A 23,347-nucleotide genomic window follows, 5' to 3' on the forward strand; every position below is an offset into this window, starting at 1 on the left:
GGAAGGGGTGTGGATCAGCCCCTCAGCCTAACCCTCCGCGAAGTGCCGGACCGTTCCACCAGCAGCCAGCCGCCCAGCGCCATGCCGATCGCGGCGGGCGCGGTCACCGGGAGGGCGATCAGGGTGGCGCTGTGGCCTTCCAGGAGCCCGCCGAGGCCGGTCGTGGAGAGCCCGAGGACGCCGAGCAGGCAGAGCGCGGTGCCGAGGGCGGCGCCGGGGCCGGATCCGGGGCCGGATCCGGGGCCGGCGCCGGGCCCCGCGCTGCTCGCACCGGGTGCCTCGAAGCGCCGGAAGAGCGCGACGAGTACGCAGGTCAGCGCGGCGGCGGCGAGGAACCGGACCGGGACCTGGGCCCACCAGGCCGCCCCGGCGGGCTCGGGCAGGGCGATGCCGAGGCCGAGCTGGGCGGCGTACACGGCGAGCATCGCGGTGAGGTGCCACAGGAAGGCGGTCATGGCGACCCCGTTGGCGGCGACCACGCCGCGCCAGACCCTCGGCCGCTCCAGCCAGGCGGCGCCAGGACCCCTGAGCAGTTCCACGGCGCCCACGAGCCAGAGCCCGTGCGCGAGCAGGGCCAGGGTGGGCGGGGCCATGTTGGAGACCTTCTCCCCGGGCATCCCGACCATGGACAGCGGGTACGGCCCGTACGCCACCAGCGCCACGGCCCCGGCGAGCCCGGCGGCGGCGAGGACGCCGGGGCGGCGGATGCGCCCGTCGGCGCGCAGGAAGCCCAGCTGGTGGACGGCGAGCCAGACGAAGGCGAAGTTCAGGAACTCGGCGTACGGGACGCCTCCGGCGAACCGCAGCAGGTCGACGAGGGCGGCGGCGGTGGCCAGCGCCCCGAAGGCGGCCCAGCCGTGGCGCTCGTGCAGCTTCAGCAGGGGCGGGGTCAGGGCCACCATCGCGAGGTAGATCCCGATGAACCACAGCGGCTGCGTGACCAGCCGGAAGGCCGCCCCGGACAGCCGCCCGCCACCCCCGCCGAGGAGCTGCGCGCCGAGCGCGACGGCGGTCCAGACGGCGACGAACACCAGGGTGGGCCGCAGCAGCCGGCGCAGGCGCGCCCGCAGGAAGGCGGCGTAGACGGGGCCGTCGGTGCGGCGGGCGAGGGACCGGTAGGACAGGGCGTGCGAGAACCCGCCGACGAAGAAGAACACCGGCATGACCTGCAGCGCCCAGGTGAGCACCTGGAGCGGCGGCACGACGGCGAGCAGGTTCCCTATGCCGTCGGCGCTGACGGCGGCCATCAGCCAGTGCCCCGCGATGACGGTCCCGAGCGAGGCGACCCTGAGCAGGTCGACGTAACGGTCCCGCGAGGCGGGGGTGAGGGCGACGATGTCGCTTGCGCTGGCTCCCATGCCCCCACGCTCCCGCGCGCGGCCCGCGGCGAACAGGGCGCGGATACTCACTCCGCCCTAGGTACCCCGGCGCCCCTTCCCGCCGCGCGGGGCGGCCCGGCGCAGCCGGTCAGAGCAGGGTCGCGCCCGGGGACGGGCTCGTGGCCAGGTGGGTGCTGCGGCAGGTGCCGGAGGCGTCGAGCGCGGCGGCGACCTTGGCCGCGGACTCCGCGTCGCGGACCAGGAAGGCCGTCGTGGGGCCGGAGCCCGACACCAGCGCGGCCAGGGCTCCGGCGTCCGTGCCCACCGCGAGCGTGCCGGCGAGCGACGGGCGCAGCGAAAGGGCCGCCGCCTGGAGCCCGTTCTCCAGCGTGGCGGCCAGCTCGTCCGGGTCACCGGAGGCCAGCGCCGCGAGCAGCTTCGGCGAGGCCTGCGGCACGGGCACCTCCACCCCGGCCGTCAGCCGGTCGAACTCGCGGAACACCGCCGGGGTGGAGAGGCCGCCGTCGGCCACCGCGAACACCCAGTGGAAGGTCCCGGCCTCGACCGGGGTCAGGATCTCCCCGCGCCCGGTGCCCAGCGCCGCCCCGCCGACCAGGCTGAACGGCACGTCGCTGCCCAGCTCCGCGCAGATGTCGAGGAGGTCCCCGGCCGGGGTCTTCAGGCCCCACAGGGCGTCGCAGGCGACCAGGGCGGCCGCCCCGTCGGCGCTGCCGCCGGCCATGCCGCCCGCCACCGGGATCCGCTTCTCGATGTGGAGGTGCACGTCGGGGCTCAGCCCCGCCCGCTCCGCCAGCATCCGCGCCGCCCGGGCCGCCAGGTTGGTGCGGTCGAGCGGCACCTTGTCGGCGTCCGGGCCGGCGCAGGTCACGGTCAGCTCGCCGGGACCGGCCGCGGTCGCGGTGACCTCGTCGTGGAGGGAGACCGCGAGGAAGACGTTGGCGAGATCGTGGAAGCCGTCCGGCCGGGCCACGCCCACCGCCAGCTGGACGTTGACCTTCGCGGGGACCCGTACGGTGACCGTGTCGCTCACAGCGCGGGCCTCTCCGCGGCGGGCTTGTGCTCGGCGATCGCCGCGAACTCCTCGACGGTGAGGGATTCGCCGCGGGCCTGCGGTGAGACCCCGGCGGCGACCAGCGCCGCCTCGGCGCCCGCGGCCGATCCGGCCCAGCCGGACAGTGCGGCGCGCAGCGTCTTGCGGCGCTGCGCGAAGGCCGCGTCGACGACCGCGAAGACCTCGGCCTTGGTCGCGGTGGTCTTGACCGGCTCCGCCCGGCGGACCAGGGAGACGAGCCCGGAGTCGACGTTCGGCGCGGGCCAGAAGACCTTGCGGCCGATGGCGCCGGCCCGCTTGACGTCCGCGTACCAGTTGGCCTTGACGGAGGGGACCCCGTAGACCTTGTTGCCGGGTTCGGCGGCCAGCCGGTCGGCGACCTCGGCCTGCACCATGACCAGGGTCCGCTCGATGCTCGGGAAGCGGTCGAGCATGGTGAGCAGGACCGGCACGGCCACGTTGTAGGGGAGGTTCGCGACGAGCGCGGTCGGCGGCGGTCCGGGGAGCTCCTTGACCAGCATCGCGTCGGAGTGGACCAGCGCGAAGCGGTCCTTGCGCTCCGGCATCCGCGCCTCGATGGTGGCGGGCAGCGCGGCCGCCAGGATGTCGTCGATCTCGACGGCGACGACCCGGTCGGCGGCCTCCAGCAGTGCGAGCGTCAGCGAGCCCAGTCCGGGTCCGACCTCGACGACCACGTCGTCCGGCCGGACCTCGGCGGTGCGCACGATGCGGCGCACCGTGTTGGCGTCGATGACGAAGTTCTGGCCCTTCTGCTTCGTCGGCCGTACGCCGAGTACGGCGGCCAGCTCCCGGATGTCGGCCGCGCCGAGGAGGGCGGAGGTCTCCGGCGCGGGGGTCTCCGGCGCGGAGGTCTCCGGCGCGGAGGTCTCGGGCGCGGAGGTCTCCGGCACGGTGCTTTCGGGCTGCTGCTGCTCTGCTGTGCTCACCGATAAAGGGTACGGCCGCAGTGCGGCCACGGACTCGCCCCCCGCTGGACGTACAGCTTCTTGGCGCGGTACGTCTGTTCCGGGCCCGGAGCGTCCTGCGGACGGCCGCTCCCGCCGAGCGCCTGCCAGGTCTGTACGTCGAACTGGTAGAGCCCTCCGTACGTGCCCGAGGGGTCCGTGGCGCCGGGCCGGCCGCCGGACTCGCAGCGGGCCAGCGCGCCCCAGTCGAGGCCGTCCGCGCCCTGGACGGAGGACGGCAGCGCCTTGGTGCCGACCTTGACGAGCTGGCTGACGGGCTCGCGGACGGTCTCCTCGGCGATCCTGCGCGGCTTCTGCCGGACCCCGTTGACGGTGCGCAGGCTGTACGTGACCCTGCGCGCCCCGGGCCGGCCCGAGCGTTCGACGACTTCGGTGCCGGCGAAGAGGGAGGAGTCCTTGACCCGCTCGGTCGCGTACGGGATGCGTTCCTCGCGGACCTCGCGGGTGCCGGTGATGCGGAGCACGGTGACGGTCTGGCCGTCGCGCGGGAAGGAGTCGGCGGGCACGGAGGTGGTGTCCTGGCCGTGGAGGCTGATCCCGGCTTCGTCGAGGGCCTCGCGCACGGTGGCGGCGTTGGTGCGGATCGGCCGCTCGCGGCCGTCGGCCATGAAGGTGATGCTGCGCTCGGTGCGGACGGCGAGGGTCAGGCCGGTCCGGGGGACGGGGGCGGTGCGGGGTGCGGAGAGGTAGGCGCCCTCGGCCCGGATGCCGAACTGGCGCAGCGCGCCGTCCACGGTGCGGGCGGTGGTCCACACCTGGCGCCGCTGCCCGTCGAGGGTCAGGCTCAGCGGGCGGCCGTAGCGCAGGACGATCTCGTCCCCGTCGTCGAGGACCTGCGCCCCGGCCGGGGCCACCAGGTCGTGGGGGCCGACGCCGAGTCCCTCGGCGGCGAGCAGCTCGTCCACGTCGCCGGCGAAGGTGTGCAGGGTCCGCGGGACTCCGTCGACGGTGAGGCGTACGGACTTGTCTGCGGCGACGAAGGCGGTGGTGCCGCCCGCCAGGAACGCGACGACCAGGGCCTGCGGCACGATGCGCCGCCAGGTGTCCCGGTGAGTGGGGGCGGCGCCGCGACGCCGCCTCGGACCGGGGACGGGGCCGGTGCCGGTGCCGGGGACGGTGCCGGGGCCAGTGCCCGGTCCGGCCGGGGCGGGGACCGTACCGGGGCCGCCTCCGGCCGCGCCCCGGCGGCGCCCGGTTCCCGCGGGGGCCGGCCCGGCCGGGGCGGAGGCGGTGTCCGAGGACGCGGCTGGCCCGCCGCGGCGGCGCCGGCCGGTGGCCGGGGCCTCCGGCTCGGGGCTCGGCGCCAGTCCCTGCGCCGCACCGGCGGCCGGGGCCGCCACCGGAACGGGGCTCCGCCCGCGCGCCCGGCGCCCCGCCCCGGGCTCGGCCGCCGTACGCCGCCGCCCACCACCCCGGGGCGCGGGCACCCCGGGCTCCGGGGCCGGCGACGGGTCGGGGTCCTCCCCCGCACGCGGGAAGGGCTCCATTTCCCAGTCCGAGCCGAGGCCGAGCTCCGGCCCCGCCCCCCGGCCTGCGGAGAGGCCGCTTTCCGGCCCCACGTCCCCGAAGGGCTCCGTTCCGGCATCCACGTCGCGGAACGGGACCGTTCCCGCGTCCAGGACCGGGGTCACCGTCGCCCGGCCCTCGTACGGGTCCGGGTTCCCGTACGGCCCCGGGCCGGGGGCCGAGCCCGAGCCGACCGCCGGCGTCCTCGGGTCCGGGGCCGGGCCCGGGTAGGGGTGCGCGTACGGTCCCGGGTCCCGGTCCGTGCCCGCGTCCCGGTGGGGCCCCGGCGCCTCGTACCCGTCCGGAGCCTGCGCGTACGGTCCCGGGTCCCGGTCCGGGCCCGGCCGCGTGGCCAGGTACCGGTCGGGCCCCGGACCCGCCGCCAGGCCCGTGCCCACCGCCCCCGGCGCCTCGTACCCGTCCGGAGCCGGGTCCGGGCCCGGCCCCGTGGCCCAGGGGTCGCGTCCACCGGCCGGCCAGGCCACATCGCTCATCGCGCTCGCTCCACTGGTCCGTCCGGCTGCTTCGGGCACGGCACCCTAGCGGAGCGTCCGTCACGCTACAAAGCGGAACGGCTACGGAACGTGGCGAACGGGTGAGGCGGTCCCCACGCAGGCCCCACCCGGTCCTCACCCGGTCCTCGCGCGGTGCTCAGTAGGCGAAGGCGCGGGCCGTGTTGGCCGCCAGGGCCGTCGCCATGGCGTCCTCGTCGATGCCGCGGACCGCGGCCATGGCCCGTACGGTCAGCGGGATGAGGTACGGCGCGTTCGGCCGTCCGCGGTACGGGGCCGGGGTGAGGTACGGGGCGTCCGTCTCCACGAGGACCAGTTCCAGCGGGGCCACCGCCAGGGCTTCGCGCAGCGGCGCCGCGTTCTTGAAGGTGACGGTCCCGGCGAAGGACATGTAGTAGCCGGCGGCGGCGCATTCCCGGGCCATCTCCGCGTCTCCGGAGTAGCAGTGGAAGACGGTCCGCTCGGGGGCGCCCTCCTCGCGCAGGATCCGCAGCACGTCCGCGTGCGCCTCGCGGTCGTGGATGACCAGGGCCTTGCCCTGCCGCTTGGCGATCTCGATGTGCGCGCGGAAGGAACGCTCCTGCGCGGCCATGCCCTCCGGGCCGGTGCGGAAGTGGTCGAGGCCGGTCTCGCCGACCGCCTTGACGTGCGCGAGGGCGGCCAGCGCCTCGATCTCGGCGAGCGCGTCGTCGAGGGCGGCCTCGCCGCCGCCCGCGCGGGCGCCCTGCCGCGACCAGCCGTCGGGGTCCCCGTGGACGATCCGGGGGGCTTCGTTGGGGTGCAGGGCCACGGCCGCGTGGACGTTCTCGTACGCGGCGGCGGTCTCGGCCGCCCAGCGGGAGCCCTTCACGTCGCAGCCCACCTGGACGACGGTGGTGACCCCGACGGAGGCGGCCTTGGCGAGGCCCTCCTCGACGGTGCCGGACTGCATGTCCAGGTGGGTGTGGGAGTCGGCGACCGCCACCCGGAGCGGCTGTGGCAGCGGGGGCGGCGCGTCGTTCGGCGTACTACGGCTCATGCGGCCGATCTTATGACCGGCGGAAGAACCCGAGCAGCCGGGCCATCAGACCGGGCCGTTCCACCGGGACCGGCCCGGGGGCGTCGTGCAGGGCGGCCTTGCGGGGCTTGGGGGTCTTCGGGGGCTTCGCGGTGTACCCGGCGGGTACCGGGCCGGCGATCCCGGGGGCCGCGCGGTGGTGGTAGAGCTGGTCGAGCATGCCGATGACCGACTTGACCTGGCCCTCCCGCATGATCCGCACGACGTGGCCGCCGCAGTTCATGCAGGTCGGGTTGGACAGGGGGGAGGGAACCCGCTCGCCGTCCGCCGTGTAGACGATGAACGGCATGCCCCTGCCGTCGGTGTGGTGCTCTATCTCGTACCCCTGCTCCCAGCCGTAACCGCACTTCATGCAGGCGAAGGAGTACGCCTCGTGCACGGTCGGGACGGCGGCGGGAGCCGGAGCCGCCGCGGCGGTGCCCGGTGCGGTGACGGTCGAAGCGGTGGGTACGGAGACGGGTGCGGGTTCGGCGATCTCACTCATGCCAGCTCCTCTTGTTCCACTGGTGCCATTGCCAGTGGACGCCTCTTCGGGCGGGAGCGCATCAGGCCCTGTCTACTGTTGGACGGTCCTTGGGCGAGTCATGCCCAAAGCGCCCGGTGCGCGGTCTGAGCTTTGCTTTTCAGGTTAGCTCTTTACCGACCGACGGCGACTTTTGTGCCGCGTTCTTTGCCGCGACCACCGCGTCGAAGACCTCGCGCTTGGGTACCCCGGCCTCCGCGGCGACCGCCGCGATGGCCTCCTTGCGCCGCTCCCCCGCCTCCTCGCGCACCCGTACCCGGTTCACCAGCTCCTCGGCGTCCACGTCTCCGGGGGCCGCGGCCGGGGCGCCCTCGACGACCACGGTGATCTCCCCGCGCACGCCTTCGGCGGCCCAGGCGGCCAGTTCGCCGAGCCCGCCGCGCTTGACCTCCTCGTAGGTCTTGGTCAGCTCCCGGCAGACGGCGGCCCGCCGGCCGGCGCCGAAGACCTCGGCCATGGCGGCCAGGGTGTCGTCGAGCCGGTGCGGGGCCTCGAAGTAGACGAGGGTGCGGCGCTCGGCGGCGACCTCGCGGAGCTTGCTCAGCCGCTCGCCGGCCTTGCGGGGCAGGAAGCCCTCGAAGCAGAAGCGGTCGACGGGCAGCCCGGAGAGGGCGAGCGCGGTCAGGACGGCGGAGGGCCCGGGGACGGCCGTGACCTTGATGTCCTTCTCCACGGCGGCGGCGACGAGCCGGTAGCCGGGGTCGGAGACCGAGGGCATGCCGGCGTCAGTGACCAGCAGGACGCGCTTGCCGGCCTCCAGGGCCTCGACCAGTTCGGGGGTGCGCGCGGACTCGTTGCCCTCGAAGTACGACAGGACGCGGCCGGTGGTGTACACGCCGAGCCCCTGCGTGAGCCGGCGCAGCCGCCGGGTGTCCTCGGCGGCGATCACATCGGCCCGCTCCAGCTCGGACGCGAGCCGCGGCGGGGCGTCGGCGAGGTCGCCGATGGGGGTTCCGGCGAGGACGAGGACGCCCACCCCGTTCCCGTCGGAGGACGACACCGTGGAGGGAGCCGGGGAGGAGGCCGTGGAGGGGGCCGGGGAGGGGGCTTCGGCGGTGCGGGGCTGCTCAGTGGTCACCGCCCCATCCTCTCAGCCGCCCCAACCGCCGCGCCCCACACTGCCGTCCCCCTGGGTCCGGCACAGGGTCGTTCCCTACGATGTGCCGGTGACCAGTACCGCGACGCCGCCGCCCAGCCCTGCGGGGGCCCCGCCCGCCACCGAGGCCGGGCCCGGCCCCGACCCCGACCCCGCCGCCCAGCCGTCCGCCTGGCTGCGCCGTCTGCGCGGCTTCGGCTACGTGCGACCCGCCGGGGCGAAGCGGCCGTCGGACGTCGCCGCCCGCCTGGTGCCCCCGTACGCCCGGCCCTCCGCGCAGCTGTGGGCGCAGATCGGGATCGGCCCGGACGCGGCGCGGCGCTGGGAGCGGGTGCTGGCGTGGGCCGGGCCGCTGCTGGTCGCGCTGGTCGCGGGGGTGCTGCGGTTCGCCCGTCTGGGCACCCCGAAGGCGGTGATATTCGACGAGACGTACTACGCCAAGGACGCCTGGGCCACGATCCAGCAGGGCTACGAGGCGAGCTGGCCCAAGGACATCGACAAGTCGATCCTCGCCAACCCCGACGGGGTGCCCCTCCCGCTGGACCCCGGCTACGTCGTGCACCCGCCGGTCGGCAAATGGGTGATCGGCCTGGGCGAGTGGATGTTCGGCTTCGACCCCTTCGGCTGGCGGTTCATGACCGCACTGCTCGGCACCCTGTCCGTGCTGATGCTGTGCCGCATCGGCCGGCGGCTGTTCCGCTCCACCTTCCTGGGCTGCCTGGCCGGCCTCCTGCTGGCCGTGGACGGCCTGCACCTGGTGATGAGCCGGACCGCCCTGCTCGACCTGGTGCTGATGTTCTTCGTGCTGGGCGCCTTCGGAGCACTCGTCATCGACCGGGACAAGGCGCGGGCCCGGCTCGCGGCCGCGCTCCCGGTGGACGAGGAGGGGCGGACCCGGCCGGACGCCGTGATCGCGGAGACGCTGAAGCTGGGCTGGCGCCCGTACCGCGTCCTGGCCGGGGTCAGCCTCGGCCTGGCCTTCGGCACGAAGTGGAACGGCCTGATCGTGCTGGCCTTCTTCGGCGTGCTGACCGTCCTGTGGGACGCGGCCGCCCGCCGCACGGCGGGCGCGGGCACCCCGTACACGGCGATGCTGCGCCGCGACGCGCTGCCCGCCTTCCTCTCCACCGTCCCCGTGGCGATCTCCGTCTACCTGGCCTCGTGGCTCGGCTGGATCCTCTCCCCCGACAACGGCAAGGGCGGCTACTTCCGCGACTGGGCCGCCAAGAACGACCAGCACAGCTCGTGGTCCTTCGTGCCGGAGTGGCTGCGGAGCCTGTGGCACTACGAGACGGAGGTCTACAAGTTCCACGTGGGCCTGACCTCGGGCCACACCTACGAGTCGAACCCGTGGAGCTGGCTGGTCCTGGGCCGTCCCGTCTCCTACTTCTACGAGTCCCCCGCGCCCGGCACCGACGGCTGCCCGGCGACGGAGACCGCCAAGTGCGCCCGCGAGGTGCTGGCGCTCGGCACGCCGCTGCTGTGGTGGACGGCCTGCTTCGCGCTGCTGTACGTGCTGTGGCGCTGGATCTTCCGCCGCGACTGGCGGGCCGGCGCGATCGCGTGCGCGCTGGGCGCGGGCCTGCTGCCCTGGTTCAACTACCAGGAGCGGACCATCTTCTTCTTCTACGCGGTGGTCTTCGTCCCGTACCTGTGCCTGGCGGTGGCCATGATGATCGGCGCCCTGCTGGGCCCGGCCGGCTCCTCGGAACGCCGCCGCGCCCTGGGCGCGGTGGCGGCGGGCGTCCTGGTGCTCCTGATCGTGTGGAACTTCATCTACTTCTGGCCGATCTACACGGGCCAGTCCATCCCGATGGACTCCTGGCAGAACCGCATGTGGCTGGACACCTGGGTGTAACAGGGCAACCAAACACCTGAACCGTCTGTCTGTTCGACGTAAGGTCTGCTCCAGAGGGTCCTTGAACACGTTCAGTGTTCGAGGGCCGGGGTAGGGACACGGGAACGGGGAGCGGGAATGAACGGGGCTGCAAAGGGGGCCGTCGTCGGCGGGGCCTTCCTCGCGATGCTGGGCGGGGCCGTCTACGGGGTGTACTCGCTGGTGGGGGACACCGGCGACGGCGGGGTCAAGAACACGAGCGCGACCGGCCCGGCGGTGCCCGCCAAGGGCACCGGGCCGGTCGGCGACAAGGAGGCCGCGGCGACGGCCCAGGCCTTCTTCACCGCCTGGGCGGCCGGGGACGCCCGGGCCGGCGCCGACCTGACGAACAATCCGGGCGAGGCGCAGGGCGCCCTGGCCGAGTTCACGAGCAAGGCCTACGTGTCCAAGGTCGCGATCACCCCCGGCGTGCAGACCGGCACCACGGTGGCGTACTCCGTCGCGGCGGAGGTCACCTACGAGGGCGTCACCAAGCCCCTCGCCTACGCGTCCGAGCTGACCGTGGTCCGCGGCAACACCACCGGGCTGCCGCTCGTCGACTGGCAGCCCTCGGTGCTCCACCCGCAGCTCCAGAAGGGCGAGAAGCTGCGCGGCGGCGCCCCGCCCAACCCGCCGGTCAAGGCCGTCGACCGCAAGGGCAGGGAGCTGACGGCCGAGAAGTACCCCTCGCTGCGCCCGGTGCTCGACAGCCTGCGCAAGAAGTACGGGGAGCAGCTGGGCGGCAAGGCCGGCGCCGAGCTGTGGATCGAACCGGCCGCCCAGGAGGCCCCCCGGCGGACGTTGCTCACGCTGGTCGAGGGGAAGGCCGGCGAGATCCGGACCGTCCTGGACGCGGACGTCCAGGCGGCGGCCGAGAAGGCCGTACTGAAGTTCCCGCAGTCCTCCGTGGTCGCCGTCCAGCCCAGCACCGGCAACGTCCTGGCCATCGCGGACCACCGCAACGACGGCTTCCCGGCCTCCCTCAGCGGAGCCCGCGCCCCCGGCTCCACGATGAAGATCGTGACCGGCGCGATGCTGCTGGACCGGGGTCTGGTGGCCGCGGACAAGGTCGCCGAGTGTCCGGCCGAGGTGCAGTGGGGCGGCAGGACCTTCAAGAACCTCAAGGGCTTCAAGCTGGACGGCGAGACCTTCGCGACGAGCTTCGCCCAGTCCTGCAACACCGCCTTCATCAAGCAGATCAAGCCGGTCGACGACGACGACGCGCTGCCGGACGAGGCCCGTGAGGTCTTCGGCATCGGCGAGGGCATCGAGTGGAAGGTCGGCGTGCCCACCGTCGACGGCAAGGTCCCGGCCGCCACCGGTCCGGCGGCGGCCGCCGCGTACATCGGCCAGGGCCAGATCCAGATGAACCCGCTGACCATGGCCTCGATCACGGCGACCGCCCGCACCGGGGTGTTCCGCCAGCCGGTCGTCGTCAAGGCCTCCCTGGACGACCGCGAGCTCGCCGAGGCCACCCGGAGGATGAAGCCCTCGGTGGCGGCGCAGCTGGTGCGGATGATGAAGCTGACGGCCACCTCGGGCACCGCCCAGGGAGCGATGTCCGCGGTCCACGGCTCCGACAAGGGCGCCAAGACGGGCTCGGCGGAGGTCGACGGGGCGGAGAACCCGGACAGCTGGTTCACCGGGTTCAGCGGCGACGTGGCGGCCGCGGCGATGGTCGAGGGCGGCGGCCACGGCGGCGACGCGGCGGGCCCGATCGTGGCGGCCGTCCTGAACGCGGGCTGACCCCGGGGTCACTTCTCCCGTACGTCGGCCAGCGCGGCCCCCGCGTGCCGGACCAGCTCGCGCGGGTCCATCGGGAACACGGTGTGCGGGGTGCCGGCGGCCGCCCACACCACCTCGTGGGCCAGCAGGGAACGGTCCGCGAGGACCCGGGTGCGGGTGCGGTGCCCGAAGGGCGGCACCCCTCCGATGGCGTAGCCCGTGGTCTCCCGGACCAGGGCCGCGTCCGCCCGGGTGACCGCGTCCGCGCCGAGCTCGCGGCGCACCGCCTCCACGTCGACGCGGGAGGCCCCGTCCATGAGGACCAGCACCGGGACCCCGTCGGCGGCGAAGATCAGCGACTTGACGATCTGGCTGAGCTCGCAGCCGATCGCGGCGGCCGCGTCGGCGGCGGTGCGGGTGCCGTCGGGGAAGCTCCGTACGTCCGGCTCCAGACCCAGTGCGGCGAGGGCTTCGGCGAAGAGGGGGTGCGTGGTGGTCGTCATGACGGCACGCTAGCGCTCCCCGCCCCGCCCGTGCGACGCCGTTTCGCGGGCCTGATCGGCAAGACCCGCCTACAGCGCCGAGCGGACCGCCCGGACCAGGGCCTGGGCGCGCGGGTCGGCGGTGACCGACTTGGCGAGGGCGTTGGTGACGTAGCCGAAGCCGATCCCCGCCTCCGGGTCCGCGAAGGCCAGCGAGCCGCCGCGGCCGGGGTGTCCGAAGGACGCCGGGGACAGCAGCGGGGAGGCCGGGCCGTGCAGCATGTAGCCGGGGCCGAAGCGTGTGTTGACGACCAGGACGCGGTCGGGGCCTGCGGAGAGCTCCTTGCCGGCCAGCGCGGTGGTCGCCTGGGTGAAGATCCGGGCGCCGTCCTCCACCACCCCGATGGTGGCCGCGTAGAAGCGGGCCAGGGCGCGGGCGGTGCCGATGCCCGCGGAGGCCGGCAGCTCGGCCGCCCGGTAGGCGGGGTCGTTCTCGTCGGGCAGCGGGTCGATGGCGGCGAAGGCGCGGCGGGTGAGGGAGTCCGGGTCGGCGTAGGCCTCGGAGACGTTGCGGCGGGGCCGGGTCCGCAGCAGGCCCGCGCCCTCGGGCGGATCGACCGGCGCCACCCGGCCCACCCGGTGGGCCTCGCCCTCCGGCAGGCCTATCCAGAAGTCGATGCCCAGCGGCTCCGCTATCTCCTCGGCCAGGATGCCGCCCAGGGTGCGGCCGGTGGCGCGCAGCACCAGCTCGGACAGCAGCCAGCTGAAGGTCTGCGCGTGGTAGCCGTGCGCGGTGCCGGGCTCCCAGAAGGCCCGCTGGGCGGCGACCGCGCGCGCTCCGGTGACCCCGTCGGCGGCCTCGGCCGCGCTCAGCCCGTGGTCCAGGGCGGGGACCCCGGCGCGGTGCGCGAGCAGATCGCGCACCCGGGTCCGCTCCTTGCCGCCCGCCTTGAACTCCGGCCAGTACGAGCCCACCGGCGCGTCCAGGTCGAGCAGTCCGCGCTGCTGGAGCAGCAGCGGCACGGCGGCCGCCACGCCCTTGGTGGCGGAGCGGACGAGCTGCGCGGTGTCCTCGGCCCAGGGCTCGGCGCCCTCACCGGCGTCGGCGTCGGCGTCCCTGGTGCCGGCCCACAGGTCCACGACCTTGCGCCCGTCGCGGTAGACGGCCACGGCCGCGCCCCGGTCGCCGAGCACCTGGAAGTTGCGTACGAACGCGTCCCTGACGGGCTCGAAGCCCTCCGCCACCACACCCTTGATGTCCACGGGGTGTGCAACAAGCTCCGACCGGCGCTTATGCCGGCGCGGTGCTCATCCCACCGCTGTGCTCATCCCACCACGGTGCTCATCCCACCGATACAGAGCGCGGATCGAAGCCGAAGGGCAGCTCCAGCCGGTGCGCCCGCATCAGCGCCTCGTCGCACAGCACGTCCTGGGTCCTGCCGTCGGCCACGATGGTCCCCTCGCTGAGGATCACCGAGCGCGGGCAGAGTTCCAGCGCGTAGGGCAGGTCGTGGGTCACCATCAGCACGGTGACGTCGAGCGAGCGCAGGATGTCCGCGAGCTCGCGCCGCGAGGCCGGGTCCAGGTTGGAGGACGGCTCGTCCAGGACGAGGATCTCGGGCCGCATGGCCAGGACGGTCGCCACCGCGACCCGGCGGCGCTGCCCGAAGGACAGGTGGTGCGGCGGCCGGTCCGCGAAGGCGGCCATCCCGACCTGCTCCAGGGCTCCCCGCACCCGTTCCTCCAGCTCGGCGCCGCGCAGTCCGGCGGCGGCCGGGCCGAAGGCCACGTCCTCCCGGACGGTCGGCATGAACAGCTGGTCGTCGGGGTCCTGGAAGACGATGCCGACCCGGCGGCGGATCTCGGCGAAGTTGCGCTTCTCCACGGGCAGCCCCGCCACGCTCACGGTGCCGACGCCGCCGGTCAGGATGCCGTTGAGGTGCAGCACCAGGGTGGTCTTGCCGGCGCCGTTGGGACCGAGCAGCGCCACCCGCTCCCCGTGCCCGACGGTGAGGTCGACCCCGAAGAGGGCCTGGTGGCCGTCGGGGTAGGCGTAGGCGAGGCCGGCGACCTCCAGCGAGGGCGGGGGCACGGCCGCGTTCACGGGGTTCGGGGCGTTCACGGGGTTCGGAGCGTTCACAGAGTCCATCCCATCAGACAGACGGCGAGCGCCGTCACCGGGAGGGCGGCCGCGTACGCCCACTGCGTGCGGGTGGCCACCACCTCGTCGATCACCGGCATGGAGCCGGCGTAGCCGCGGCTGACCATCGCGAGGTAGACCCGCTCGCCGCGCTCGTAGGAGCGGATGAACAGGGCCCCGGCGGTCTTCGCGAGGACCCCCCAGTGCCGGATCCCGCGCGCCTCGAAGCCGCGGGAGCGCCGGGCGATGGACATGCGGCGCAGCTCGTCGCCGATGACGTCCCCGTAGCGGATCATGAAGGAGGCGATCTGGACGAGGAGCGGCGGCAGCCTGAGCCGCTGGAGGCCCAGCAGCAGGGCGCGCAGTTCGGTGGTGGAGGCCAGGAGCACGGAGGCGGCCACGCCGAGGGTGCCCTTGGCCAGGACGTTCCAGGCGCCCCAGAGGCCGGAGACGCTGAGCGACATGCCGAGGAACTCCACCCGCTCGCCCTGGGCCACGAAGGGCATCAGGACGGCGAAGGCGACGAAGGGCACCTCGATCAGGAGGCGGCGCAGCAGGAAGCCGAGCGGGATCCGGGCGGCGAAGGCGGTCGCCGCGACGAGGAGTGCGTACAGGCCGAAGGCCCACACCGCCTCGCGCGGTGTGGACACGACGACGGCCACGAATCCGAAGGTCGCGGCGAGCTTGCAGTGCGGCGGCAGGTCGTGGACCGGCGAGCGCCCCGGCCGGTAGAGCTTGTGGGCGTGGCCCGCGCCCACGTCAGGCGGCCGGTACGGAGGTGGAGGCGGCCGTCAGGTCGGCGGCGCGGCGGCGGCGCACGGTCCAGAACACGCCGGTGCCGACGAGGACGGTCGCGCCCACGCCGATGACTCCGGCGAGGCCGCCGGAGAGACGGGCGTCGGAGACGTCCTTGACGCTGTAGTCGGCGAGCGGGGAGTCGGCGGCGGCGTGCTCGGTGACCTTCTGGTCGATGCCCTTGTCGGCGGCGACCTTCTCCAGTCCGTCCGGGCTGGAGGAGGCGTAGAAGGAGACGATGCCGGCGAGGGCCAGCGCGGCGACCAGGCCGGTGATCCACACGGGCTTGGTGGAGCGGGCGGCGGCCGGTACGGCGGCGGAGGCCGCGGGGGCGTCGACGAGTTCGCCGCCGACGCGCAGCTTCAGCGGGGCGGCCAGGCCGCGGGCGCCGTGCACGAGGTCGGGGCGGACGGCGATCACGGCGCCGACGGTGGCGGCGGTGATGACGGCCTCGCCGATGCCGATGAGGACGTGGACGCCGACCATGGCGCCGAACACCTTGGCGATCGGAACATCGGTCGTGCCGCCGAGGGCGTAGAGGAGGGTGAAGAAGGTGGCGGCGGCGGGCACCGAGAGCAGGGCTCCGGCGAAGGCGGCGACGGTGACCGAGCGGCGGGTGTCGGGCAGCAGCTTGACCAGGCCGCGGAAGACGGCGTGGGCGACGACCACGGTGACGACGCCCATGGTGAGGATGTTGACGCCGAGGGCGGTCAGGCCGCCGTCGGCGAAGAGGAGGCCCTGCATGAGCAGGACCACGGACACGCACAGCACCCCCGTATAGGGGCCGACGAGTATCGCCGCGAGCGCGCCTCCGAGGAGGTGGCCGCTTGTTCCGGCCGCGACGGGGAAGTTGAGCATTTGCACGGCGAAGATGAAGGCGGCCACGAGGCCGGCGAGCGGCGCGGTGCGCTCGTCGAGCTCACGGCGGGCGCCCCGGAGGCTGACCGCCACGGCTCCGGCGGCGGCGACACCTGCGGCAATGGAGACGGGGGCATCGATGAAGCCGTCGGGCACATGCATGGTTCTGCTCCGCTTCCTGCGGTCCGGCGAACGGTCCGTTGAGCTGGCTAAGTCTTTAACCGTTCAAGAATAGGGCCTTCTTGCGAACGCTTGGCAAGAGCGGTGGCGTCACAAATAGCCCCGTGCGGATTCGTGGGAATGTGCGAGGCTGGGGTCAATACGGACGCAATTGTTCCGATTCGAGGAGTCTTGTCGATGTCATCCGCCGCCGAGAATCCATCCGCAGGTGCCACCGCCACCCGAGCCGCGACCGCCACGGCCCCCCTCGTCGAGGCCCCTTTCGTCGAGGAGCGGGTCCGCGCCCGCGTGATCACCGACGATCCGCTCTACCGCGCCATCCCGGTCGCCCTGCGCTTCGTCCCCGACGAGCCGCTGGCCGTACGGATCGTCTTCCCGGCCGACCTCTCCCCCGAGGGCACCGACAACGAGTGGGTCTTCCCCCGCGCCCTCCTGGAGGCCGGCCTCCAGGCCCCGACCGGGACCGGCGACGTACGCGTGTGGCCCTGCGGACGCGTCCAGGCCGTCGTCGAGTTCCACTCCCCGGAGGGCGTCGCGGTGGTCCAGTTCGACATCGCCGCCCTGCGCCGCTTCCTGCGCCGTACGTACGCGCCCGCGCCCGCGGCCACCCGTTAGGCCCAGCCGGACCCGCCCGGTCCCGGGCGCACGCGAACGGCCCCGCACCGGAAGGTGCGGGGCCGTTCCTGCGTACCGCGGCAGGGTCAGACGCCTGCCAGCTCGCGGTCCTTGTCGGGACCGGAGCCGTCCGCGGAGTCACCGAGGTGCTTGCGCAGGCTCTCGCCCTCCACGTCCACGTTCGGCAGGACGCGGTCGAGCCACTTCGGCAGCCACCAGGCCTTGTGGCCGAGCAGTGCGAGCACGGCCGGGACGATGGTCATGCGGACGACGAAGGCGTCGAAGAAGACGGCGATGGCCAGGCCGAAGCCGATCATCTTCACCATCTGGTCGCTGGCGCCCATGAAGCCGGAGAACACCGCGATCATGATGACGGCCGCGGCCACGACCACCCGGGCGCTGTACTGGAACCCGGTGACGACGGCCTGACCCGGCCGCTCCCCGTGGACGTACGCCTCACGCATGCGGGTGACCAGGAAGACCTCGTAGTCCATGGCCAGACCGAAGACCACGCCGACCATGAAGATCGGCATCATCGACATGATCGGACCGGTCTGCTCCACCCCGAAGAGCGAGCCGAGCCAGCCCCACTGGAAGACCGCCACGACGGCGCCGAGGGCGGCGACCACCGAGAGCAGGAACCCGAGCGCCGCCTTGAGCGGAACCAGGATCGAGCGGAAGACGAGCATCAGCAGCAGGAAGGCGAGGCCGACGACCAGTGCCAGGTAGGGCAGCAGCGCGTCGTTCATCTTCTGCGAGAAGTCGATGTTCATCGCGGTCGCGCCGGTGACGAACACCTTGCCGCTCTCGCTGCCCTCGCGGATCTCGTGGACCAGGTCCTCGGTCTCCACGGAGGACGGACGGTCCTTGGGGATGACCGAGATGACGGCGGCGTCCTTGGCCTCGTTCTGGGTGGCCGGCATGACCGCCGCCACGCCGTCCAGGCCCTTGATCCGCTCGACCGTCGCGTCGGCGAGCGCCTTGTCCCCGTTCACCACGACCATCAGCGGGCCGTTGAAGCCCGGGCCGAAGCCGTCGGAGAGCAGGTCGTACGCCTGGCGCTGGGTGGTGGACACCGGCTGGGCGCCGTCGTCCGGCAGGCCCATCTCCAGCTTGCTCGCCGGGACGGCGACGATGCCGAGGCCGATCACGCCCGCGAGCAGCACCATGACGGGGCGGCGCAGGATGAAGCGGGCCCAGCGGGTGCCGCCGTTGGGCTTCGCCTCCGTGCCTTCGGCGGGCGCCTTGCTCTTGCCCTTGCCGAGGAAGCGGGACTTGGTCCCGGCGGGCAGCACCTTCTTGCCGGCGAAACCGAGCATGGCCGGGACCAGCGTCAGGGCGACGAGGACGGCGATGACCACGGTGCCCGCGGCGGCGAAGCCCATCTTGCTGAGCATGGGGATGTTGACGACGGCCAGGCCCACCAGGGCGATGACCACGGTCAGGCCGGCGAAGACGACGGCGGAACCGGCGGTTCCGACGGCCCGGCCGGCGGCCTCGTCGCGCTCGCGGCCCTCGGCGAGCTCCGCGCGGTAGCGGGAGACGATGAAGAGGGCGTAGTCGATGCCGACCGCGAGGCCGATCATCATCGCGAGGGTGGAGGTGGTGGAGCCGAGGTCCAGCACGTTGGCGAGCGCGGTGATGGAGGAGATGCCGATGCCGACGCCGATGAGCGCGGTCAGCAGCGGCAGGCCCGCGGCGATGAGCGAGCCGAAGGTGATGACGAGGACGATCGCGGCGATCGCGATGCCGATGATCTCGCCGGAGCCCGTCTCGGGGGCGGCCATCAGGGCGTCGCCGCCGATCTGGACGTTCAGCCCGTCGGCCTTGGCGGCCGTGGTGGAGTCCGTGAGGGCCTCGCGGGTGGCGTCCGTCAGCTCCATGCCGCTGACCTTGTACTTGACGCTCACGTAGGCGGTGGAGCCGTCCTGGCTGACGGCCTTGGCCTCGTACGGGCTGGTGACCGAGGAGATCTGGTCCTTGCCCGGACCGTCCTTCAGCTCACTGACGATCTTCTCGACCTGGGGCTTGACCGCCGCGGAGTCGACCTTCTCGCCGGCCGGGGCCTTGATCACGATGCGGGCGGTGGCGCCGTCGGCGGCCATCCCCGGGAAGCGCTGGTCCAGCAGGTCGAAGGCCTTCTGGGCCTCCGTGCCGGGTATGGAGAACGAGCCTGAGGTGGGTGCGGACGCGGATGCCGCGCCGAAACCGGCGACGAACAGCAGCGCCACCCAGACGAGGGCGACGAATCGGCGGCGCCGGAAGGCGCCTCTGCCGAGTCGGTAGAGGAAGGTGGCCACGTCGGTGGTTCTCCCGTTCGGGTCGTGGGATGGATCAGGGCATGGAATGCCGTTCCGACGACGAGAGCGGCGTGTCAGGAGCAGGCAGGATCGAGCGCGGGGACAGCGCGGGCGCACCCCTGGGGAAGGGGGGTGGGGGATCAGACGCCGAGGGCGGGGAAGACCACGGCGTCGATGAAGTCACCGAGGAAGGTCCGGTCGACGGGCCGGTCCTCGATGAGCGGAAGGGCGATGAACGCCCCGATGAGCATGTGCGGAACGAAGGCCAGGGCCGGACAGTCCGGGGCGATCTCACCCCGGGCGACCGCCCGCTGCAGCATTTCCTGCAGACCGTTGATCTCCGGATCGACCAGCAGGTCCCGTAGCGCCTTGTGGAGCTCGGGGCTCTCGTGCACCGCGTGGGTCAGGCCCCGCATCAGCGCGGTGTCCTTCGCCATCTGGGCGTCGTCGGAGTTCTCGATCATGACCCCGAAGTCCCCGCGGATGCTGCCCGTGTCGATCTCCCGGAGGGAGACCGGCTGGGTGCAGCGCAGGGCCTTCGCGACCAGCTCGGGCTTGCTCCCCCACTGGCGGTAGAGGGTGGCCTTGCTGGACTTCGTACGGGCGGCGACCGCGTCCATGGTCAGCGCCTCGTAGCCGACCTCGCGGAGCAGGTCGAGGACCGCTCCGTGCAGTTCGGCTTCCCGTTCGGGGGTGATCCGGCTGCGACGCGACATGACCTCATCGACCATCCCGGCGTCTCCTCCCGACCTTGCCCAACCGAACGAAACCGTTTCGTACGGATAGAGAGACCATACCCCGGCCCCAAGCGAAACGAAACCGTTCCGTTTCGCTTGGGGCGTGGTGTCGGTCACGTCCCGAGCGCCCTCCGCCGCCCCCGCCGGAGGCCGCATGGATCACCTGTACGAGTTGCCAGCCCCCCTCCGCGCGGAAAGCATTGGGGGGTGAGTCACGACGCGGCGTACCTCCGGTTCCCCCATCTCCACGACGATCTGCTGTGCTTCGCCACCGAGGACGACCTCTGGGTGGCGCCCCTGGTACCCCCCGGAGAGCCCGCGGGCCGGGCCTGGCGGATCACCGTCGACCGGACCCGGGTGGGCCACCCCCGGTTCTCCCCCGACGGCCGGCACATCGCCTTCACCACCTGGCGCAGCCTCGACCCCGAGATCCACCTCGCCCCCGTCTCCGGCGGACCGGCGCGCCGCCTCAGCTACTGGGGCTCCACCGACACCCGGGTCTGCGGCTGGACCCCGCCCGACAAGGACGGCCGCAGCGACATCCTGGCCGTCTCCTCGCACGGCCAGCCCTTCTCCTACTTCGCCTGGGCGTACACCATCCCCACCGACGGCAGCCCCGGCGGCCGGCTCCCCTGGGGGCCCGTCTCCGACATCGCCGTCCACGAGGAGCCCGCCGCCGGGGAGGAGCCCGGCGAGCGGCGCACCCTGCTGCTGACCGGCAAGCCCCCGCACGAGCCCGCCGCGTGGAAGCGCTACCGCGGCGGCGCCACCGGACGGCTGTGGCTGCACGGGGAGCGGCTGCTGGAGGGCGTCGAAGGCCACCTGGACTCACCGATGTTCGTGGACGGCCGGATCGCCTTCCTCTCCGACCACGAGGGCATCGGCAACGTCTACTCCTGCCTGCCCGACGGCACGGACCTGCGCCGGCACACCGACCACGAGGAGTTCTACGCCCGGCACGCCTCCAGCGACGGCTCCCGCATCGTCTACCAGTGCGCCGGCGACCTGTGGATCGTGGAGTCGCTCGCCCCGGACGCCTCCCCGCGCAAGCTGGAGGTCCGCCTCGGCGGCCCCCGCGCGGGCCGCCGCACCTACCAGGTCCCGGCCGCCAGCCACGTCGACTCCCTGTCCGTGGACGCCACCGGGCGGGCCAGCGCCGTCGTCGTGCGCGGCAGCCTGTACTGGCTCACCCACCGCGACGGGCCCGCCCGCACCATCGCCGACACCCCGGGCGTACGGGTCCGGCTGCCCGAGATGCTCGGCAGCGGAGGCCAGGTGGCGTACGTGACCGACGCCGAGGGCGAGGACGCGATCGAGATCGCCTACCTCCCCCGCGCCTCCGGCGACCGCGAGCCCCGCCGGCTCGCCTCCGGCGCGCTGGGCCGCGTACTGGAGCTGCTCTCCGATCCGGACGGGGAGCGGCTCGCGATCGCCTCCAACGACGGGCGCCTGCTGCTCATCGACGCGACCGAGGAGTCCAACGGGGAGGCCAGCGAGCTGATCCGGTCCGAGAACGGGCCCGTCACCGACCTCGCCTTCTCCCCCGACGGCTGCTGGCTGACCTGGTCCCACCCGGGCATCGGCCGCTCGCTGCGCCAGATCAAGATGGCCAAGATCGCCGGGCCCGGCTCCCCCACGATCGTGGACGTGACCAACGGCCGCTTCGAGGACGAGAATCCGGTCTTCACCCGGGACGGCCGCTACCTCGCCTTCCTGTCCTGGCGCGGTTTCGACCCCGTCTACGACGTCCACACCGGCGACCTGTCCTTCCCGCTGGGCTGCCGCCCGTACCTGGTGCCGCTGTCCTCGGCCACCCCCTCCCCCTTCGCCTTCTCCCCCGACGGCCGCCCGGCGGCGGGCGGGCTCGACCCGGTCGAGGGGGACTCGGAGTCCGGCGACGGCGCGGTCACCGTGGAGGTGGAGGGACTGGAGAGCCGGGTGACGCCCTTCCCGGTGTCGGCCTCCAAGTACTCGGCCCTCCACCCGGTGAGCGGCGGCGGGCTGGTGTGGCTGCGCTGGCCGATCTCGGGCGCGCTCGGCGAGACCTTCGCCAATCCGGCCGACACCAGCGGCAAGCCGACGCTGGAGTACTTCGACCTCACCAAGGCCCGCAAGACGGAGCTGGCCTCCGGGCTGGACTGGTTCGCGGTCAGCGGCGACGGCACCCGGCTCGTGGTCAACGACGACGGCGACCTGCGCGCCGTACCGGCGACGGAGTCCGGGGACTCCGACTCCACCGTCTACCTGGACCTGCGGCGCATCCTGCACGAGGTGGACCCGGCCGCCGAGTGGCGCCAGGCCTACGAGGAGGCCGGGCGGCTGATCCGCGCCTACTTCTGGGAGCCGAAGATGTGCGGCATCGACTGGGACGGGGTGCTGCGCCAGTACCGCTCCCTGGTCGAACGGGTCGCCTCCCCCGACGAGTTCGCCGACCTGATGCGCGAGGTCCTCGGCGAGCTCGGCACCTCGCACGCGTACGTGTCCCCGGCCCGCCGCAACGAAGGGCCCCCGCACTACCAGCGGGCCATCGGCCTGCTCGGCGCCAACCTCTTCCCCCGCGACGGGGCCTGGGTCGTCGGCCGGATCCTGCCCGGCGAGTCCTCCGACTCCAAGGCCCGCTCCCCGCTGGCGGGCACCGGCATCCGCGAGGGCGCGGTCCTCACCCACGTCGACGGCCGGCCGGTGGACCCGGTCACCGGGCCGTACCCGCTGCTGTCGGCGGCCGGCGGCACCACCGTGGAGCTCACCTTCGAGCCCGCGGAGGGACAGGGCCGCGCCCGCCGGGTGGCCGTCGTCCCCCTGATCGACGACCGTCCGCTGCGCTACCAGGACTGGGTGGCCAAACGCCGCGAGGTGGTCCGCAAGGTCAGCGACGGCAAGTGCGGCTACCTGCACATCCCCGACATGGGCGGCTCCGGCTGGGCGCAGTTCAACCGCGACCTGCGCGCCGAGATGTCCAAGCCCGCCCTGCTCGTGGACGTGCGCGGCAACGCCGGCGGGCACATCAGCGAGCTGGTGGTGGAGAAGCTGACCCGCTCCATCCTCGGCTGGGACCTGACCCGCAACGCGCAGCCCGTCTCCTACGCCTCCAACGCGCCCCGGGGCCCGATCGTGGCCCTCGCCGACGAGGCGACCTCCTCCGACGGGGACATGATCACGGCCGCCTTCAAGCTGCTGGGGCTCGGCCCGGTCGTCGGCCAGCGCACCTGGGGCGGGGTGGTCGGCATGACCGGCCGGCACACCCTGGGCGACGGCACGGTGATCACGGTCCCGATGAACGCGGCCTGGTTCCCCGAGTACGGCTGGTCCGTGGAGAACCACGGCGTCGAGCCCGACCTGCCGATCCTGCGCACCCCGCTCGACTGGGCGGAGGGGCGGCACGCGCAGCTCGACGACGCCGTGCACCTGGCGCTGGAGCTGCTGGAACAGGACCCGGCGGCGGTACCGCCCGGCTACACGGACGTACCGGACCGGCGCCGGCCGCAGCTCCCGCCGCGGGGGTGAGCGCGGGGCACACAGGAAGGGGTGCGACCCGGAACGGCGGGTCGCACCCCTGTGCGCTGCTGCG

18 protein-coding genes are annotated in these 23,347 nt (G+C 73.6%); 4 read left to right on the top strand and 14 right to left on the bottom strand.

Features of this window, described 5'->3' with window-relative positions; translation table 11 throughout:
* Positions 1–14: 14 nt before the first annotated feature.
* The 7 genes from ACWCP2_RS26055 to rsmI form a co-directional block, all read right to left on the bottom strand.
* Positions 15–1,358, bottom strand: coding sequence for an acyltransferase family protein (locus ACWCP2_RS26055; protein WP_450911002.1), 1,344 nt, complete (start codon positions 1,356–1,358; stop codon positions 15–17).
* 109 nt (positions 1,359–1,467) lie between these two features.
* Positions 1,468–2,370, bottom strand: coding sequence for a 4-(cytidine 5'-diphospho)-2-C-methyl-D-erythritol kinase (locus ACWCP2_RS26060; RefSeq protein ID WP_450911003.1), 903 nt, complete (start codon positions 2,368–2,370; stop codon positions 1,468–1,470).
* Positions 2,367–3,206, bottom strand: coding sequence for a 16S rRNA (adenine(1518)-N(6)/adenine(1519)-N(6))-dimethyltransferase RsmA (rsmA, locus tag ACWCP2_RS26065; protein ID WP_274553182.1), 840 nt, complete (start codon positions 3,204–3,206; stop codon positions 2,367–2,369). Before rsmA ends, ACWCP2_RS26060 begins: the two co-directional genes overlap by 4 nt.
* Before the next feature lie 128 nt (positions 3,207–3,334).
* On the bottom strand, positions 3,335–4,717 hold the full coding sequence (locus tag ACWCP2_RS26070; protein WP_450911051.1) for a ubiquitin-like domain-containing protein: 1,383 nt from the start codon (positions 4,715–4,717) through the stop codon (positions 3,335–3,337).
* A gap of 817 nt (positions 4,718–5,534) precedes the next feature.
* Positions 5,535–6,413 (bottom strand): TatD family hydrolase, encoded by an 879-nt coding sequence (locus ACWCP2_RS26075; RefSeq protein WP_450911004.1) that lies wholly within the window; start codon positions 6,411–6,413, stop codon positions 5,535–5,537.
* Positions 6,414–6,423: 10 nt separating this feature from the next.
* On the bottom strand, positions 6,424–6,804 hold the full coding sequence (locus ACWCP2_RS26080) for a hypothetical protein (protein ID WP_450911052.1): 381 nt from the start codon (positions 6,802–6,804) through the stop codon (positions 6,424–6,426).
* 271 nt (positions 6,805–7,075) lie between these two features.
* The gene (rsmI, locus tag ACWCP2_RS26085; protein ID WP_450911053.1) at positions 7,076–7,951 is read right to left on the bottom strand and encodes a 16S rRNA (cytidine(1402)-2'-O)-methyltransferase; all 876 of its coding nucleotides are present in this window, start codon (positions 7,949–7,951) and stop codon (positions 7,076–7,078) included.
* 190 nt (positions 7,952–8,141) lie between these two features.
* Between rsmI and ACWCP2_RS26090 the strand changes: the two genes are divergently transcribed.
* Both ACWCP2_RS26090 and ACWCP2_RS26095 read left to right on the top strand, forming a co-directional pair.
* Positions 8,142–9,929 (top strand): dolichyl-phosphate-mannose--protein mannosyltransferase, encoded by a 1,788-nt coding sequence (locus tag ACWCP2_RS26090; RefSeq protein WP_450911005.1) that lies wholly within the window; start codon positions 8,142–8,144, stop codon positions 9,927–9,929.
* Between the two features lie 117 nt (positions 9,930–10,046).
* A complete protein-coding gene (locus tag ACWCP2_RS26095) occupies positions 10,047–11,693 on the top strand; it encodes a penicillin-binding transpeptidase domain-containing protein (protein WP_450911006.1) in 1,647 nt (548 codons plus the stop codon).
* Positions 11,694–11,701: 8 nt separating this feature from the next.
* On the opposite strand, the gene ACWCP2_RS26100 is transcribed toward ACWCP2_RS26095, so the two are convergent.
* The 5 genes from ACWCP2_RS26100 to ACWCP2_RS26120 form a co-directional block, all read right to left on the bottom strand.
* Positions 11,702–12,175 (bottom strand): YbaK/EbsC family protein, encoded by a 474-nt coding sequence (locus ACWCP2_RS26100; RefSeq protein ID WP_450911007.1) that lies wholly within the window; start codon positions 12,173–12,175, stop codon positions 11,702–11,704.
* Between the two features lie 69 nt (positions 12,176–12,244).
* A complete protein-coding gene (locus ACWCP2_RS26105) occupies positions 12,245–13,417 on the bottom strand; it encodes a serine hydrolase domain-containing protein (protein ID WP_450911008.1) in 1,173 nt (390 codons plus the stop codon).
* Between the two features lie 79 nt (positions 13,418–13,496).
* Positions 13,497–14,303: an energy-coupling factor ABC transporter ATP-binding protein gene (locus ACWCP2_RS26110; protein WP_450911009.1), complete on the bottom strand. Its 807-nt coding sequence runs from the start codon at positions 14,301–14,303 to the stop codon at positions 13,497–13,499.
* Positions 14,291–15,052, bottom strand: coding sequence for a cobalt ECF transporter T component CbiQ (gene cbiQ, locus ACWCP2_RS26115; protein WP_450911010.1), 762 nt, complete (start codon positions 15,050–15,052; stop codon positions 14,291–14,293). Before cbiQ ends, ACWCP2_RS26110 begins: the two co-directional genes overlap by 13 nt.
* Position 15,053: 1 nt before the next feature.
* A complete protein-coding gene (locus tag ACWCP2_RS26120) occupies positions 15,054–16,109 on the bottom strand; it encodes an energy-coupling factor ABC transporter permease (RefSeq protein WP_450911011.1) in 1,056 nt (351 codons plus the stop codon).
* 195 nt (positions 16,110–16,304) lie between these two features.
* On the opposite strand from ACWCP2_RS26120, the gene ACWCP2_RS26125 reads away from it, so the two are divergent.
* Positions 16,305–16,742, top strand: coding sequence for an SsgA family sporulation/cell division regulator (locus ACWCP2_RS26125; protein WP_450911012.1), 438 nt, complete (start codon positions 16,305–16,307; stop codon positions 16,740–16,742).
* Between the two features lie 86 nt (positions 16,743–16,828).
* Here ACWCP2_RS26125 and ACWCP2_RS26130 read toward each other — a convergent pair whose 3' ends face one another.
* Positions 16,829–19,042, bottom strand: coding sequence for an MMPL family transporter (locus ACWCP2_RS26130; protein WP_450911013.1), 2,214 nt, complete (start codon positions 19,040–19,042; stop codon positions 16,829–16,831).
* Positions 19,043–19,182: 140 nt separating this feature from the next.
* On the bottom strand, positions 19,183–19,773 hold the full coding sequence (locus ACWCP2_RS26135; protein WP_450911014.1) for a TetR/AcrR family transcriptional regulator: 591 nt from the start codon (positions 19,771–19,773) through the stop codon (positions 19,183–19,185).
* A gap of 213 nt (positions 19,774–19,986) precedes the next feature.
* On the opposite strand from ACWCP2_RS26135, the gene ACWCP2_RS26140 reads away from it, so the two are divergent.
* Positions 19,987–23,283 (top strand): S41 family peptidase, encoded by a 3,297-nt coding sequence (locus ACWCP2_RS26140; protein WP_450911015.1) that lies wholly within the window; start codon positions 19,987–19,989, stop codon positions 23,281–23,283.
* Positions 23,284–23,347 lie beyond the last annotated feature (64 nt).

It is taken from the genome of Streptomyces sp. NPDC002104 (assembly GCF_053593795.1).

Excerpts from the sequence above, each read along its gene's own strand:
- ACWCP2_RS26055 (WP_450911002.1), bottom strand. The coding sequence starts at position 1,358 with ATGGGAGCCAGCGCAAGCGACATCGTCGCCCTCACCCCCGCCTCGCGG.
- ACWCP2_RS26075 (WP_450911004.1), bottom strand. The coding sequence starts at position 6,413 with ATGAGCCGTAGTACGCCGAACGACGCGCCGCCCCCGCTGCCACAGCCG.
- ACWCP2_RS26080 (WP_450911052.1), bottom strand. The coding sequence starts at position 6,804 with ATGAAGTGCGGTTACGGCTGGGAGCAGGGGTACGAGATAGAGCACCAC.
- ACWCP2_RS26095 (WP_450911006.1), top strand. The coding sequence starts at position 10,047 with ATGAACGGGGCTGCAAAGGGGGCCGTCGTCGGCGGGGCCTTCCTCGCG.
- ACWCP2_RS26100 (WP_450911007.1), bottom strand. The coding sequence starts at position 12,175 with ATGACGACCACCACGCACCCCCTCTTCGCCGAAGCCCTCGCCGCACTG.
- ACWCP2_RS26110 (WP_450911009.1), bottom strand. The coding sequence starts at position 14,303 with ATGGACTCTGTGAACGCTCCGAACCCCGTGAACGCCCCGAACCCCGTG.
- ACWCP2_RS26120 (WP_450911011.1), bottom strand. The coding sequence starts at position 16,109 with ATGCATGTGCCCGACGGCTTCATCGATGCCCCCGTCTCCATTGCCGCA.
- ACWCP2_RS26125 (WP_450911012.1), top strand. The coding sequence starts at position 16,305 with ATGTCATCCGCCGCCGAGAATCCATCCGCAGGTGCCACCGCCACCCGA.
- ACWCP2_RS26135 (WP_450911014.1), bottom strand. The coding sequence starts at position 19,773 with ATGGTCGATGAGGTCATGTCGCGTCGCAGCCGGATCACCCCCGAACGG.